At 66.8% G+C, this 13,372-nt stretch carries 14 protein-coding genes and 1 pseudogene; 13 read left to right on the top strand and 2 right to left on the bottom strand.

Annotated elements, in window-relative coordinates; all coding sequences use genetic code 11:
* Nucleotides 1-10 precede the first annotated feature (10 nt).
* Nucleotides 11-874, bottom strand: coding sequence for an IS5 family transposase (locus ACIG87_RS30740; RefSeq protein ID WP_396855121.1), 864 nt, complete (start codon nucleotides 872-874; stop codon nucleotides 11-13).
* A gap of 219 nt (nucleotides 875-1,093) precedes the next feature.
* On the opposite strand from ACIG87_RS30740, the gene ACIG87_RS30735 reads away from it, so the two are divergent.
* The 13 genes and pseudogenes from ACIG87_RS30735 to ACIG87_RS30675 all read left to right on the top strand — a co-directional run bounded on the left by ACIG87_RS30735 (nucleotide 1,094) and on the right by ACIG87_RS30675 (nucleotide 11,888).
* Nucleotides 1,094-1,306 carry a 6-pyruvoyl trahydropterin synthase family protein gene (locus ACIG87_RS30735; protein WP_396855120.1) on the top strand — a complete coding sequence of 71 codons (213 nt, stop codon included), beginning with the start codon at nucleotides 1,094-1,096 and terminating at the stop codon, nucleotides 1,304-1,306.
* Nucleotides 1,303-2,013 (top strand): 7-carboxy-7-deazaguanine synthase QueE, encoded by a 711-nt coding sequence (locus tag ACIG87_RS30730; RefSeq protein WP_396855119.1) that lies wholly within the window; start codon nucleotides 1,303-1,305, stop codon nucleotides 2,011-2,013. Before ACIG87_RS30735 ends, ACIG87_RS30730 begins: the two co-directional genes overlap by 4 nt.
* A gap of 238 nt (nucleotides 2,014-2,251) precedes the next feature.
* Complete coding sequence (locus ACIG87_RS30725; protein WP_396855148.1) at nucleotides 2,252-2,728, top strand: formylglycine-generating enzyme family protein; 477 nt, start codon at nucleotides 2,252-2,254, stop codon at nucleotides 2,726-2,728.
* Nucleotides 2,725-3,207 (top strand): DUF6884 domain-containing protein, encoded by a 483-nt coding sequence (locus ACIG87_RS30720; RefSeq protein ID WP_396855118.1) that lies wholly within the window; start codon nucleotides 2,725-2,727, stop codon nucleotides 3,205-3,207. Before ACIG87_RS30725 ends, ACIG87_RS30720 begins: the two co-directional genes overlap by 4 nt.
* Nucleotides 3,201-3,734 carry a phosphoribosyltransferase gene (locus ACIG87_RS30715; protein ID WP_396855117.1) on the top strand — a complete coding sequence of 178 codons (534 nt, stop codon included), beginning with the start codon at nucleotides 3,201-3,203 and terminating at the stop codon, nucleotides 3,732-3,734. The genes ACIG87_RS30720 and ACIG87_RS30715 overlap by 7 nt, the downstream gene beginning before the upstream one ends.
* Nucleotides 3,731-4,855, top strand: coding sequence for a glycosyltransferase family 4 protein (locus tag ACIG87_RS30710; protein ID WP_396855116.1), 1,125 nt, complete (start codon nucleotides 3,731-3,733; stop codon nucleotides 4,853-4,855). The genes ACIG87_RS30715 and ACIG87_RS30710 overlap by 4 nt, the downstream gene beginning before the upstream one ends.
* Entirely contained in the window at nucleotides 4,848-5,540 is a 693-nt protein-coding gene (locus ACIG87_RS30705; protein ID WP_396855115.1) for a PIG-L deacetylase family protein, read from the top strand. Before ACIG87_RS30710 ends, ACIG87_RS30705 begins: the two co-directional genes overlap by 8 nt.
* A complete protein-coding gene (locus tag ACIG87_RS30700) occupies nucleotides 5,540-6,268 on the top strand; it encodes a WbqC family protein (protein ID WP_396855114.1) in 729 nt (242 codons plus the stop codon). The genes ACIG87_RS30705 and ACIG87_RS30700 overlap by 1 nt, the downstream gene beginning before the upstream one ends.
* 26 nt (nucleotides 6,269-6,294) lie before the next feature.
* A complete protein-coding gene (locus tag ACIG87_RS30695; RefSeq protein WP_396855113.1) occupies nucleotides 6,295-7,068 on the top strand; it encodes a reverse transcriptase domain-containing protein in 774 nt (257 codons plus the stop codon).
* Nucleotides 7,069-7,084: 16 nt separating this feature from the next.
* Entirely contained in the window at nucleotides 7,085-8,374 is a 1,290-nt protein-coding gene (locus ACIG87_RS30690) for a glycosyltransferase family 4 protein (protein ID WP_396855112.1), read from the top strand.
* 73 nt (nucleotides 8,375-8,447) lie between these two features.
* Nucleotides 8,448-9,278, top strand: a complete 831-nt coding sequence (locus ACIG87_RS30685) for a 5'-3' exonuclease H3TH domain-containing protein (protein ID WP_396855111.1) — start codon at nucleotides 8,448-8,450, stop codon at nucleotides 9,276-9,278.
* 120 nt (nucleotides 9,279-9,398) lie between these two features.
* Nucleotides 9,399-11,480, top strand: a complete 2,082-nt coding sequence (locus tag ACIG87_RS30680; RefSeq protein ID WP_396855147.1) for an ABC transporter ATP-binding protein — start codon at nucleotides 9,399-9,401, stop codon at nucleotides 11,478-11,480.
* Nucleotides 11,386-11,888: pseudogene (locus ACIG87_RS30675) on the top strand (DUF6879 family protein). The gene ACIG87_RS30680 and the pseudogene ACIG87_RS30675 overlap by 95 nt, the downstream one beginning before the upstream one ends.
* Nucleotides 11,889-12,264: 376 nt before the next feature.
* Here ACIG87_RS30675 and ACIG87_RS30670 read toward each other — a convergent pair.
* Nucleotides 12,265-13,209 (bottom strand): tyrosine-type recombinase/integrase, encoded by a 945-nt coding sequence (locus tag ACIG87_RS30670; protein WP_396855110.1) that lies wholly within the window; start codon nucleotides 13,207-13,209, stop codon nucleotides 12,265-12,267.
* Nucleotides 13,210-13,372 lie beyond the last annotated feature (163 nt).

The raw sequence follows: 13,372 nt of genomic DNA, 5'->3' as shown, positions 1-13,372 counted from the left end.
GACGTCTGATTCACGTATTTTGTGTGTGTTGTGGTTGTAGGGGTTCTCGCCAGGTTGGGGTGGTTTCGGTGGTGAGGCGTTTGGCGATGTTGTCGATCATGGCGAGGGTGATCATGCTGGCGGAGTTGTCGGGTCGGGTTTCGTAGTCGCGGACGAGTCGGCGGTGGTGCATGAGCCAGCCGATGGTGCGTTCGACGACCCATCTGCGTTTGACGACGCTGAAGCCCTTGATCTGTGGGTCTTTGGTGACGATCTCGACGTCGACGCCGAGGTGTGCGCCGTGTTCGACGACGCGGTTTTTGAAGCCGGCGTCGACCCAGGTCTTGGCCAGGGTGGGGTAGGTGGCGGTGGCCTGGTCGAGCAGGTCCATGCCGATGGTGTTGTCGCTGGCGCTTGCGGCGCAGACGGTGACGGCGAGGAGCAGGCCCAGGGTGTCGGTGATGATGCCGCGTTTGCGGCCGACGATCTTCTTCCCCGCATCGGTGCCCTGTGTGGACAGTGGGACGTTGGTGGAGGTCTTCACGCTCTGGCTGTCCATGATGGACGCGGTCGGTGCGATGGCACGGCCGTGGTGATCACGAACGAGGCCGGTGAGCTGGTAGTTCAGCTCGGTGAAGATGCCTTCCTTGCTCCAGGCGGCGAAGTAGCCGTAGACCGTCGGGTGGGGTGGGAAGTCGTGGGGCAGGTAGCGCCAGGCGATGCCGGTGCGGTTGACGTAGAGGATGGCGTTGAAGATCTCGCGTAGGTCGTGGCTGGGGGTGCGGCCGCTGACGCCGGCGTCGGTGCGGGCCTGCCGCCACGCGGTCAGGCGGGGTGCAATCAGGGCCCATCGGGCGTCGGACAGGTCGGATGGATAGGCTCGCCGCGCGGTCATGATTCAGGGGTACGGCGTCTGGAGGCCGGATCGACGGACCTCATGTACGTCGATGTCGGATGAAAGTGAATAAGACACGATCGCAGGCTGAAATACTCTGATTCTGGTCAACTGGAGCTGGCCACGATATGCGCCTTCCGGGTCAGGTCCGACATATTGCCCTGACGAGGCCGAGGCGTAAATCGGTCGCTACTAACGCGAACGCGAAACAAACGTCCAGTGAGGGCGTATCTGGCGGAGCGGTTCGACCACCGCGACGTCGGGGAGGTTGTGGCGGTGCCGTCGAGCGAGAACATCGCTCGGCACCTTTTCGACTGGTGCAGCGGAGGCGGCTTGCATCTTCGCGAGGGTGTGCGGGTCGAGGCGGTCCGGGTAGGGGAGACGGGGTCGACCTGGGCGGAGTACGCCCCTGGCGATAGGGCCAACCCGTGAGCGCTGCGGTGGTACGGCCGCTGCTGGTCGCGGAGATGTTCACCTCGACGGTTCAGGGCGAGGGGCCGTCGACGGGCAGGCAGGCGACCTTTGTGCGGCTGTCGCGGTGCAACCTGGCCTGCCCTTCGTGCGACACCCCCTTCACATGGGACACCCCTCGATACGATCTTCGGGCCGAGACGCGTCACCTGACGCCGGTCGAGGTCATCGAATGGGTCCTGTCGATGCCGGCCGACCTCGTCGTGATCACCGGTGGCGAACCGCTGTTGCAGCACGAGACCCTGACGCCGGTCGTGGTGGCGCTGACGGCCGCCGGCCGGCGGGTCGAGGTCGAGACCAACGGCACCGTCGCTCCACCCAGCGAACTCACCGCCGCCGTAGCGACATTCAACGTGTCACCGAAACTGATGTCGTTCGCGGCGTCCAACGACGCTGCCCAGCGCATCAATCCGGCGGCGCTGACCACGCTGAACGCGACAGGCAAGGCGGCGTTCAAGTTCGTGGCCACCTCCGTCGATGACCTTGATGAAATCGCGGCTCTGGTCGAGAGGTTCGGGCTCGCGCCGGTGTGGGTGATGCCGGAAGGCGCGACCGCTGAGGTCATCCTGGAGCGGCTTCGGCTGCTGGCCGACCCGGTGATCGCCCGAGGCTGGAACCTGTCCGCCCGGCTGCACATCCTGCTGTGGGAGGACGAACGTGGCCGCTGACGCTCATGGGACGGGGCCTGGACAGGGCCGTCGTTTCCCGCCGCTCAGCCCGCGCGTGTCGGATAGCGAGCCATGTAACAAGCCGGGAATCGTTCCTGCTGCCCAGGCAACCGCCAGCATACTCGCGGATCCGCACCTGTGGATACCGGTCGAGGGAGGGCTGCTGCCCGGCACTCGGTGGCGTCCGGACACACAGGTGGCCGACCTGTTGTGGTTGCCAACGCCCGTCACGGCGGCGATGGCCGCAGGCGGCCGGTGGAAAACCGCGGCACCATCACCGACTCCTCGAACGCCCGAGGGCGACAGGTGCCCGGTGACGGGGCTGACGTGGACACAGGCCACGAGCCTCGCGCGAGCCCTCGGCGGCCGGCTGCCGACCGCACCGGAGTGGGAGTGGATGGCTGGCCGGGGCGTGCGGCGCTACCCCTGGGGCGACGGCGACCCCGCACCAGGTCACGCCAACCTGCGGGACCTCGGCCCTGGGGCACCGACCCCGGTAGGCGAACATCCCGCCGGCGCAACCCCGGAGGGTCTTCATGACGTGGCCGGCAACGTCTGGGAGTGGACGGCCACGACGGTCCCGGGCAGCGGCGCGGTCGTCCGCGGCGGCTCGTACCAGTCCATCAGCCTCTACGCCCGCTGCATCTTCGACAACGAGGTACCTCAAGCACTCGCGTCGCCGGGAATCGGACTCCGGGTGGTGAGGTCGCCATGATCGGGCACATCGTGCACGGGCCTAACTCCGGCGAGGTGGACCGAGGCCGGTTGGTGATCGTCGGTTGCTGCAAGAGCAAGACGATCACGGCTGTCCCGGTGCCGGCGCTGGACCTGTACTTGAGTGGCCCGGTGCCGACGTTGCGGGCACACCTCGGGCATCAGCCCGACCGGCGGTCGCGGATTCGGATCCTGTCCGCCGAGCACGGCATCGTCACCGCCGACACCCCACTGCTGCCCTACGACCGACCCCTCGACCCCGATCGGGCTGCCGCACTGCGACCTGTGGTGGCCCACGCCATGCGACAGGAGATGGACGCCAACGGCGTGCCGAGCGAGGTGCTCGTTGTCGTCGAACCGCTGTACCTGGTGCTGGTCGCGGACCTGCTCGCCGTTCCCGGGATCCGGGTCCGGTGGGTCCCAGACCCGGTGGCTGGTTGGCCGGAAGCCGAGAACATCTTGAAGGAGTGGAAATGGTGACGTCCAGGACCTTCCTCGGCGCGCAGACCTGGGCGATGCCCCGAGGTGCGTTCGCGTCGGCGGCAGCTCTGATCGCGCAGGCGGAGGCACCTCACGCGCCCGAGGTTGCGGTGGGAATCGAGCGCGGCGGCCGGGAACTGGCCTCCCGGGTCGCCGGCCTGCTGAACATACCGGCGGCGTTCGTGCCCGCGCGGCACAACGACAGTGACCAGGTCGGCATCCAGGCCAGCGGCCGGGTCCGCGTCGAGGCGAGGGCTATCGAGCAACTGCCCACCGCCGGTCGGCTCCTGCTGCTCGACGATATCTGCGGCAGCGGTGCCACCCTCCGCACGCTCATCGCCGTGATCACCGGGTTGCGTGCCCCGACGTCGATACGTACCGCAGTCCTGTGCCGCAACGTCGGCGCCGGGTTCACCCCCGACTCCTGGGTGTGGGACGTCTCGGACTGGGTCTGTTTCCCGTGGGAGGACCAGCCCACGCATCGGACCGAGCCGCTACCGGCCCCGAGGTTGGTGCACCACCCATGAACATCGCCTTCGTGCTATTGACCTATCGGCCCGACGCCCCGGCCGGTATCGAACGCAGCATCGCCGCGCTCGCGACCGGGCTGCGCCTCCTCGGTCACCGCGCGCTCATCCTGACCGCCACCCTTCCTCCCGACGTGGACGCCGCCCGAATCGAACCGGACATGATCCGACTGCGCGGCGTCCGGCTGCCGGACCCGGCGACCGAGGCTGATCTCCTCGCTGCCCTTGCCGATCCTGCCTCGGTCCAGGCCGAGGTCACCGACCTACTGGGCCACCACCAGGTCGACCTGGTCTGCTGGGCGGACGCCTCGTGGGGCCTGGGCTACCTCGCATCCGCCCCGCCAAGGGTTCGGACCGCGCTGATGGTGCGGGTGCCGCGATCGGACGAGCTGTTTGATCAGGCCCTACGCAGCCCCGATGTGGTGCTCACCAACAGCCGGTTCATGGTCGATGAGTGTGCTCGTCTGGGGTACGACATCGGTGGCTGGGAGGTCATACCAAATGGTCTGCTCGCGCTCGGCACTCCCGCCCCGTCCGAGGTTCGGGAGGCCCTGCGACGTGCGGGACCGGTGCGGGTGGTGGCCAGGGCGGAACCGCACAAGGGAGTCCGCGAGCTGGTCGACGCCATGCCCGCATCGCTGGGCAGGCCGTTGGAAGTGGTGCTCGCGGCGGCGAGCTTCGAGTATTGGCCGGGCATGCAGGCCCAGGTTCTCGATGAGTGCCGGCACGCTGCCACGCTGTCGGCGGGCGAGGTGCGGATCCTGCCGCCGCTGCCGTGGCGCGAGGTCTCCCCGTTCCTCGGTGGCGCGGCGCTGACCCTCGTCGGCAGCACCAGCCCGGAAACATTCGGCAACGCGGCAGCGGAGGCGTTGGCGGTTGGTACGCCGGTCGTCGCGTACGGCATCGGGCATGTGCCCGAGTTGGCCGGGCCAGCGGGTGTCATGGTCCCCCTTGAGAGTGGCCCCGGCCAGCTGTGGGAGGCAGCTCAGGAGCTGCTCGCGGATCCGCGTGCCTACCACCGTGCCGCTGCCAGTGCCCCGGCCCGGATCGCCGGCCACACCCCGCAGGCCGCGGCGAGGGCATTCCTGGCCGCCGTCACGCCGGGGAGTGGCGATGCTTGATCAGCACCGGGTGCGAGTGGCCCTTGTCATCGCGCCCCATCCCGACGACGAGACCCTCGGTGCCGGCGGCACCATCGCGAAACTCGCGGCCAGCGGCACTACGGTGCACGTCCTGGCCGTCACCTGTCGAACCGCGCAGATGCGGCAGGGGCACAGCGATCCGCAGCTACGCGTGAAGGAGTTCGAAGCCGCCTGCGACGCGTTGGGCGTGACCGGGCGCCAGGTCGCCTGGATTGACGACGACCGGGCACTGAACCCCGGTCGGCACCCTCGGGAGCTGGTCGAACTCATCGAATCGGGAGCGAAGATCTCCCTGGCACGCACTCGTCCCGATCTACTGTTCATTCCCGCCGAGCAGGGGTTTCACCAGGATCACCGTGCCGCGTATCACGCCGGGATCGCCGCCGCCCGGCTCGGCGGGACTCCCTACCCCGCACCGCACATCGTCCTCGGCTACAGCGGGCCGGAGGAGCAATGGACAACCGGCACCGACCGGTTGGTCTACGTCGACACCAGCGACCGGTGGAACGCCAAACGGGAAGCCCTTTCGGCCTACCGGTCCCAGCTACGAGAGGCCCCGCATCCCCGCAGCATCGCGGTCATCGACACCTTCGACACCGCCACCGGGCACAAGGTCGGGGTCACCAGGGCCGAAGCATTCGTCCCCTACCGGATGGTGTGCTGATGCGCTCGGACGTTCTCGTCGCGCACCAGCCGGCCTACCTACCCTGGCCGGGCTACTTCGCCCGCCTGCTCGACGTCGACCGCCTGGTGCTGCTCGACCATGTGCAGCTCGCCGAGCGTGGCCGTCAGCACCGTAACGTCATCCTCGCCCCCACCGGCGGGGAACTGCGGCTCACGGTGCCGGTTCGTCACCGCTTCGGCCAGCCCATCAACGCGGTCCAGATCGCCGAGAACGACGGGTGGGCCGATAGGCACTGGCGCGCAATCGAGCATTCCTACCGCCGCGCACCCTACTGGCAGCACTACGAACCGCTGCTCCGGGTGATCTACGACCACCCCTGGACGCTCCTGGTCGACCTGAACATCGCGCTCATCCAGCTCGTTCTCAGCGCGCTCGGGCTGCCCGCCACGCTGCTCCGGTCCTCGACGATTCAGCCGGACGGCGCGAAGACCGCCATGCTGGTCGACCTCTGCCAACGGCTGGGGGCCACCACGCTCCGTATCGGCATGGGCGGCTCCCAGCGCTACCTCGACATCGAACTCCTCCACTCCGCCGGCGTCACCGTCGAGTCTGCGGCCTACACACAACCGGTCTACCGGCAGAGACGCGGCCCGTTCACACCGAACCTCGCCGCGCTCGACCTGCTTCTCTGGTGCGGTCCACACCACGCCCTCCAAGTCCTCCACCGCGGTACCCATCTGCGGCCAGGGCTGGCGGAAGTGCGCTGATGAGACACCCGGCCAGTCACACCCTTATGCCGCTGATCGCAGACCCCCACCGGCTCAAACACGCCGCCCGCGCACTCATGCGACGTCCCGGGGCGCCAGGCGCCGACAAGATCACCTGGGGGGAGTACCGGCGCGATCTCGATGAACGCCTCAACAGCCTGGCCGAGCGGCTGTGCACCGGCGTCTGGCAACCAGGACCGACACAGGCCAGAAGCTGGCCGTCCTGGGGCAAGGTCATGACCGTCTACGTGTCCACGGTCGAAGACCGCATCGTCCACCGGGCCATCCGTGCGGCGATCGAACCTGTGCTCGATCACGACGCCTACCCACCCTGGCTCTACGGCTGGCGGCCCCGCGCCGGCCGCGTGGAAGCGATCACCGCTGCGACTCGGCACCTCGACGCCGGCCGCACCGCCGTGGCCGATCTCGACGTCGCCGCAGCCACCAACGGCGCCACCACCCGCGGCCTTATTGACCAGCTCGCCCGCTGGGTTCACGACGGCACCCTGCTCGCACTTACTCAGCGCATCCTGGACGCCCTACCCATGCCCCTTGCCCCCGGCAGCGGACTTACCCCGATGCTCACCAACCTGAGGCTGGTCCCGGTCGACGAACAGCTCGCCGAGCTGACGCTGATCCGCGTCACCGACAACTACACCGCCTTCTGCCACAACCCGGAAGCCGCCGAGGAAGCTGCCTGTCGCATCAGCACCGCCCTTGCCATGTACGGGATGCGCGCCAACCCGACCAAGTCGAAGGTGTGGCACCCCAACCCCGAAGACCTCTACCTAGCCGGGTAGCAAAGGAGAGCCGAAGATGCGCCGCGCCCTGCTCTACGCCACCTTCAACGGCGTAGCGAACTGCACCAACGGCATCGGCCGGCAGACCCAGACACTGCTGTCGACCATCGCCCACCGCTGGGACGAACTCACCACCGAGACAGGTCCGATCACCCCATACATCGCCACCCCCACCCCCGGTTTCCACACCTGGGCCTACGAACCAGACCGGCTCCGCACCACCACCCGCATCGTGGAGGAAAGGGAAGGCCGGGTCCTGCACCTACCCCACGACACAAACAGCCCGTTCTGGTCCCCGCCGGTCTGGGACCAACTGTCTACGGCAGCAGCTCAAGCTGCCGTCACCATCGCAGACGACCATGACCAAGTCCTGGTGATCGCCGTCGACACCCCGTTCCTCGGCACGGGCCGGGTCTACCACGCCCTTGACGCAGACCCTGCCGGGAAGATCCAGACACTGCTCACCCCGTACGGCACCAGCTACATCCACAACCGGCCCCCCGACGACCAGCGGCTCGCTTGGGAACGCGCCGGCCTCGCCGCCGCTCACGGCCGCGTCCACGTCGCCGACATCGGCCACTACCTCACCCGCCACCTCATTGAACGCTTCGCCGTCGACCCGACCCGCTTCATCCCCTGGCGGTCCAGCCTCGACCTGACCGCGCCCGACCTCGCCCCGATGCACGTCGACCAGGCCATCGCCACGATCGCCCGCTTCGGCATCCCGGTCGACCGGCCGATCGTGCTGTTCGTGGGCCGAACGGACCCCACGAAGGGATTCGACCTGCTCATCGATGCCCTACGCCCCATCGCTGACGACGTGCATCTGGTAGCCATCATCGTGCCCAACGATGGATACGACCCGCTGTTGCAGACCTACCGTGACGGCATAACGTCCGCCGGACTCCGCGCAACCCTCATCGCCCGATTCGAGCGCGACCTACCCCGCGCGCTGGCCGGTCACCCCGCCACCCGGGTCGCTGTCTGCCCCTCCCGAGGCGAGACTCTGGCCAACCTCCCCTTCGAGATCAGCCTCTGGGCACGTCACGCCGGCCCGGTCCTGCTCGTGCCCAACCACGACGGATTTCCCGAGCAGGTAGACGACGGCGTGAACGGGCTGGTCTACCACGCCGATCAGATGACTGGTCTGACCGACGGCATCCGGCGTGCGATGACCCTGACCACGGACGCCGCCGCTGCGTTGCGCGCAGCCGCCTACCAGCGGGTCATCAAGCACCGCGACGTTGTGCCCAATCTCGCCGACACCCTGCGCCGGTGCTACCACTCCTGGCCTGCCGACGGGTAACCTGCTCCCGTTCGTGAAACGAGCACCCGGCCGCCGCGGTCACTGGCGATCATCCCCAAGGGGAGGTCAACGGGTGGCCCCACCTCTGTTCGTGGTCGACGGACACAACGTGATGTACCGGGCATGGTTTGGCTTCCCGGCCCGGATCACCAGCCGGGACAAGATCCGCGACCTCACCGGCGTATTCGGCTTCCTGGCGCTTGTCCGCAAGGCGCATCTGCTCCGCGCTCCAGACAGCGAGATGCTCGTCGTCTTCGACGGCGAGAACGCCACCGCAACCCGCACCAACGCCGACCCCGACTACAAAGCCAACCGGGCCGACGCCGACCACAGCCCGATCAAGTCGCTGCCGTGGATCAAGCAGGCGCTGGATGCCGTTGACATTCGCTGGATCGAACTTGAAGACCACGAAGCCGACGACGTCATCGCCTCCGCGACCACTCACGCGGTGGGACGGGGCCGGGCAGTCGTCTGCTGCTCCGGTGACCGCGACTTCTACCAGATGCTCGACCATCCCACCGTCAGCATCCTCACGCCGAACCGCGCCGAAGTGGCCGGAGCCGACGTACACCGCCGATTCGGTGTCCTGCCTCGTCAGTGGCCCGACTACCGGGCCTTGACCGGTGATCCCGCCGACAACATCCCAGGTATCCGCGGAGTCGGCCCCAAAACCGCCGCGGGACTACTCGCCGACGGCTGGCACCTCGACGACCTCAAAGGCTCGCCACGCCTGCGCAACACCCGCGCCGCGGCGGTCACCGAAAACTGGGAACGCCTCCTCGTCTGGCGCGACCTCATCCGCCTGCAACGCAACGTCGCCCTGCCCCCGGATCTCCTCACCGAACGGATGACTCCGCCCCTGCCGCTCGCTTCGAAGATCCTGGATCAAATCGATCTCTGGTAGCAGGAAGAACCCTTTCATTCGGCGAGCAGCAAACACTTTCGCACAAGGGGCACTTTCGTGACGACAACCACGTCTGCTGATGGCACAACCTCCAGGAAAACGGACACTTTCGATCGGGTCGTGGGTGTGCCTTCGACTGAGTCTGTGCTGCCGGAACTTCGGACTACTTGGTGGGAGACCGGCATCCGGGCACGTGCCGACGCTGGTCTGTTGGCCGTGTTCGCCGAACTGCCCCGCCTGGTCGGCAGGGCACTCAGGATTAGCTGGCGCGCGGACCGGATCCGTACCTCCGTCGTCGCCGCCGCGACGGTCGGCGCCGGGGTGATGGCAGCCTTCGGACTGCTGGCTACCCAGCGCGCCCTGGTGGAACTGTTTGCCGGGGGCCCAACGCCCGACCGGGTGACCGCCGCCCTGCCCGCGCTCGCGGTCCTCGCGGCGGCCACCGCCGTGCGCGCTGGCCTGGGCATCGCCACCGGATACGCCCAAAACGGCCTTACCCCTCGTGTAAGCCGGGAGGTCGAGCGCAGCCTGTTCGAGGTGACCACAGTCGTCAGGCTGGACGCCTTCGACCAGGACGCGTTCGCCGACGATATGGAACGAGCCTCGCGAGGCACCGACTCGGCGATCGAACTCGTGCAGGGGGCAATGAACCTGGTGGCCGGACTGGTCAGCCTGCTCGCCGTGACCGTCGCGGTCATCGTGATCCACCCCCTTTTGCTGATCGCGCTGCTAGTCGCGACCCTGCCCACCGGCTGGGGTTCCCTGCACGCCGGCCACCAGCGCTACCAGACCTACATCGCCGGCTCGGTACGCCGACGCCGGCTGTGGATCCTGCACCGGCTGATGGCCGAACGCGCCTCCGCCCCGGAACTCCGCTCGTACGGGCTGCGCCGCTTCCTGCTCGACCAATACGACCGCATCATGGCCGTCGAAACCGACATCCAGATCGCCCTGGCCCGGAAGGTAACCACCACCACCAGCATCGGATCAGCAATCGGCGGAGTCGCGACCGGCATGGTGTATGTCCTGCTCGGTGTGCTGCTCCTCGACGACCAGATTCCGCTGGCCGCAGCGGCGACATGCGTGCTCGCGGTGCAGGCGGCACAGCGCTCGCTGACCACGGTCACCTTCCAGATCGACAGGATCTACACCGATGGCCAGCACTTCGGCGACTACACCGGGTTCATGAAGCGGGCTGCCGCCTACCTCCCGGCTGGCGGAGGCACCGCCGCCGTCACACCACTGGAAGAACTCGTCGTGCGCGCAGTGAGCCTGCGCTACCCCGAGCGCGACACCCCAGCGGTCGACAACGTCACGCTCACCATCCGCGCCGGGGAGACAGTCGCGTTCGTCGGAGAGAACGGATCGGGCAAGACCACCCTCGCCGCCATGATCGCCTCCCTACGGACACCGAGCCAGGGCCGAATCGAGTGGAACGGGCGGGCGCTCGACCAGTGGGACCCCGACGAGTTACGAGCGCGCATCGCCGTAGTGACCCAGGAATACCACAAATGGCCGTTCACAGCGGCGACCAACATCGCCATCGGCGACACCGACACCGAGCCACGGCAGGACCGCATCGAACTCGCAGCCGAGCGCGCCGTCGCCCACGAAATGATCCGGGACCTGCCACACGGCTACGAAACCCTCCTGGACCGCACCTTCGCCAACGGCCAAGACCTCTCAGGCGGCCAGTGGCAACGAATCACCGCAGCCCGTGGATTCCTGCGCGACGCCGAACTGCTGATCATGGACGAACCATCCTCGGCGCTGGACCCACGCGCCGAAGACGCGCTCTTTCAAACGATACGGGACCGCCAGGGCAAGGCGACCACAATCCTGATCACCCACAGGCTCGCCAACGTCCGCCACGCCGACCGGATCTTCGTCATGGACAACGGCTCCCTCATCGAATCCGGCAACCACGAAGAACTCGTCTCCGCCGCTGGCCGGTACGCCGAACTGTTCGCGATGCAGGCCGCCGGCTACGCGAACAGACCCGAACGCGAACTTCGCACAACACCTATCGACCAAATAGGAAGGATGGATCCACGTGGAGACCATCACAGAGCAACCCCTGATCGGCCCGAACTCCCGGTTCCGTGCGCTGTTCAACGAGACGGAGTTCGAGGCCCTGCACCTCGGCAGTCAGCGCCAGTACACGCAGGCGCTACCGGCGATCGACCGATGGCGCAACGGTGAACCACCGACCGCAGAGGATCACGCCAGGCGTGAATCGTGGCTGAACGACCTCCGGGCCGCCCGCGCGCGCCGCGTCGAGGTGCACCGCGTGTGCGTCCTGGGCGGCCCGCCCCTGTCCGACTTCAAGGCGTGGCAAGTCGCAACCATTCAGCCAAACATCGACGCCGGCGAGCAGGTGTCATACGTATGGCGGAAGCACCTGACCGCCCTCTTCCTGCCCCCTTCGACTTCTGGGTGCTCGACCGCAAGATTGCCGCCGCTATCGAGTACGACGACAACGCCACCGAGATCCGGATGCACATCATCGACAAGCAGGATCTAGTCGCGGGATACCTAACCGTGTTCGAAGACGTGGCGAAGCTAACGACCCCGCACAAGCTGTTCTATTCGGCGCTACCCCAGAGCTGATAACTGGCAGGTACGCCCCCCACCGGGACCATCCGAATAGCCCTGCGTGGGACTGCTTCAAAGGACTGGTCTGTCATCGTCACAGCTATGGCCGGACTGTCTCGGTGGTTGCGCTAGCGCTGTGACCGCTTCCGCTGGCTCCGTCGCTGCGGTCTGTTGCGTCTGCTTCCGCTTCCGGCTGTGCTGGCACCGTGTGGGCTAGTTGGAAGCGGAAGCAGAACTTCAACGCTGGTGCGGTTCAGGGAGTCTCGTGCGCTCGGACTTTCGCGCCTGGAAGAAAACGCTATCGAAGGCGTTCGAGCGCTGATCACGGTCGTAGCGCGGGGTCGGGGTGTCCTGTCGATCGTGAATTCGCGCGATCGACAGGACAGGCTCGTCAACTGCTTCGGCGTCGGATCTTGCTAAAGGCGTCCACGGCCTCGTCGTCCGCCTCCGGCAAGCTGCCGAGGTACTTTTGAGTCGTGAGAATGCTGCCGTGCCCGAGGCGTTCCTTCACGATCTGGATGTCGGCCCCGCCTGCGAGCAGCCACGAGGCGTGGGCGCTGCGAAGCCCCTTGACTTGCACGGTCGAGTCGAGACCGGCAGCCGCCCGGGCGGGCAGCCAGACATTCTGACGGAACCAAGACCGGGGAATGTGCCCATCGGTGGTCACTGTCCGCCTCTGTCGTGGTTTGTCCTTGCCAGCAGCCCGCCGCTCGGCGCGGTAAATCGCGACGGCCGCCCTGCAATGCACACAACGGCATCTGGCGGATGCATAGGCAGTCGTGGTCCCATGCCGGTACTGGCGTCCCTGCGCGTTCGGCTCGGTCAGTCCCAGCTCATCTGGATTTGGAACCACTCGAAGACGGGGTGCCTGAAGGTTTTCTGGCTCGCGGATTGCAAAGAGCAGGTCATCTGGCTGGAGATTGTTCTCTCTGATGTGCGCGTCAATCTTTCTGGTGATCTGAGCGCTGAGTCCGAGTTCCCTCTCCTCCTCATCTTTCGGGTACTCCTTGACGACGAATCGATTACCGTCCGTCTGGAACCGCTTTGTTAGTTCGACAACCACGCGGCTGACCATAAGCTTCCTGGTTGACCGATTCAGGTCTTTGACGCGAAGCTCAGTCAGCTCTCCGTATCGCAGGCCACTTTCGATGTCGGTCTCGACTAGTAGGCGCATGTCGTTGTTGGGGAGCGCTGCGTATAGGTCGTCGAACTGCTCGGGGGTGATGATTCGGCGAACTCGCTTCGGTACGGCGGGCGTCTTCACTCCCTTGCAAGGGTGGATCGTGATGACCTGATCGGTAAGTGCCGTCGTGAAGATTGCGCTAAGGATGACCATGCAGTATTGGATTACTGCCGGGCTGTTGCTGATCTTTGCCCGCTGACCCTTCTGCCTTTCCGCCGGAACTAGTGTCGCGTGTCTGAGTTCTTTTGACGGTTGGCTTTGGTGAGGATCTGGTCGGCGGTCTTGGTCCAGACGAACGGCTGGCAGCGTTCGTTGT

Source organism: Micromonospora sp. NPDC051925, from assembly GCF_044548625.1.
In the GTDB taxonomy this organism is placed as follows: Bacteria; Actinomycetota; Actinomycetes; order Mycobacteriales; family Micromonosporaceae; genus Micromonospora.
This window is presented reverse-complemented; position numbering and strand designations above follow the sequence as displayed.

Bases quoted from the DNA above. Each gene is read 5' to 3' on its own strand.
- ACIG87_RS30700 (WP_396855114.1), top strand. From the start codon at position 5,540: ATGCGCTCGGACGTTCTCGTCGCGCACCAGCCGGCCTACCTACCCTGG.
- ACIG87_RS30715 (WP_396855117.1), top strand. From the start codon at position 3,201: ATGGTGACGTCCAGGACCTTCCTCGGCGCGCAGACCTGGGCGATGCCC.
- ACIG87_RS30710 (WP_396855116.1), top strand. From the start codon at position 3,731: ATGAACATCGCCTTCGTGCTATTGACCTATCGGCCCGACGCCCCGGCC.
- ACIG87_RS30695 (WP_396855113.1), top strand. From the start codon at position 6,295: ATGCCGCTGATCGCAGACCCCCACCGGCTCAAACACGCCGCCCGCGCA.
- ACIG87_RS30725 (WP_396855148.1), top strand. From the start codon at position 2,252: ATGGCCGCAGGCGGCCGGTGGAAAACCGCGGCACCATCACCGACTCCT.
- ACIG87_RS30670 (WP_396855110.1), bottom strand. From the start codon at position 13,209: ATGGTCATCCTTAGCGCAATCTTCACGACGGCACTTACCGATCAGGTC.
- ACIG87_RS30720 (WP_396855118.1), top strand. From the start codon at position 2,725: ATGATCGGGCACATCGTGCACGGGCCTAACTCCGGCGAGGTGGACCGA.
- ACIG87_RS30740 (WP_396855121.1), bottom strand. From the start codon at position 874: ATGACCGCGCGGCGAGCCTATCCATCCGACCTGTCCGACGCCCGATGG.
- ACIG87_RS30705 (WP_396855115.1), top strand. From the start codon at position 4,848: ATGCTTGATCAGCACCGGGTGCGAGTGGCCCTTGTCATCGCGCCCCAT.
- ACIG87_RS30690 (WP_396855112.1), top strand. From the start codon at position 7,085: ATGCGCCGCGCCCTGCTCTACGCCACCTTCAACGGCGTAGCGAACTGC.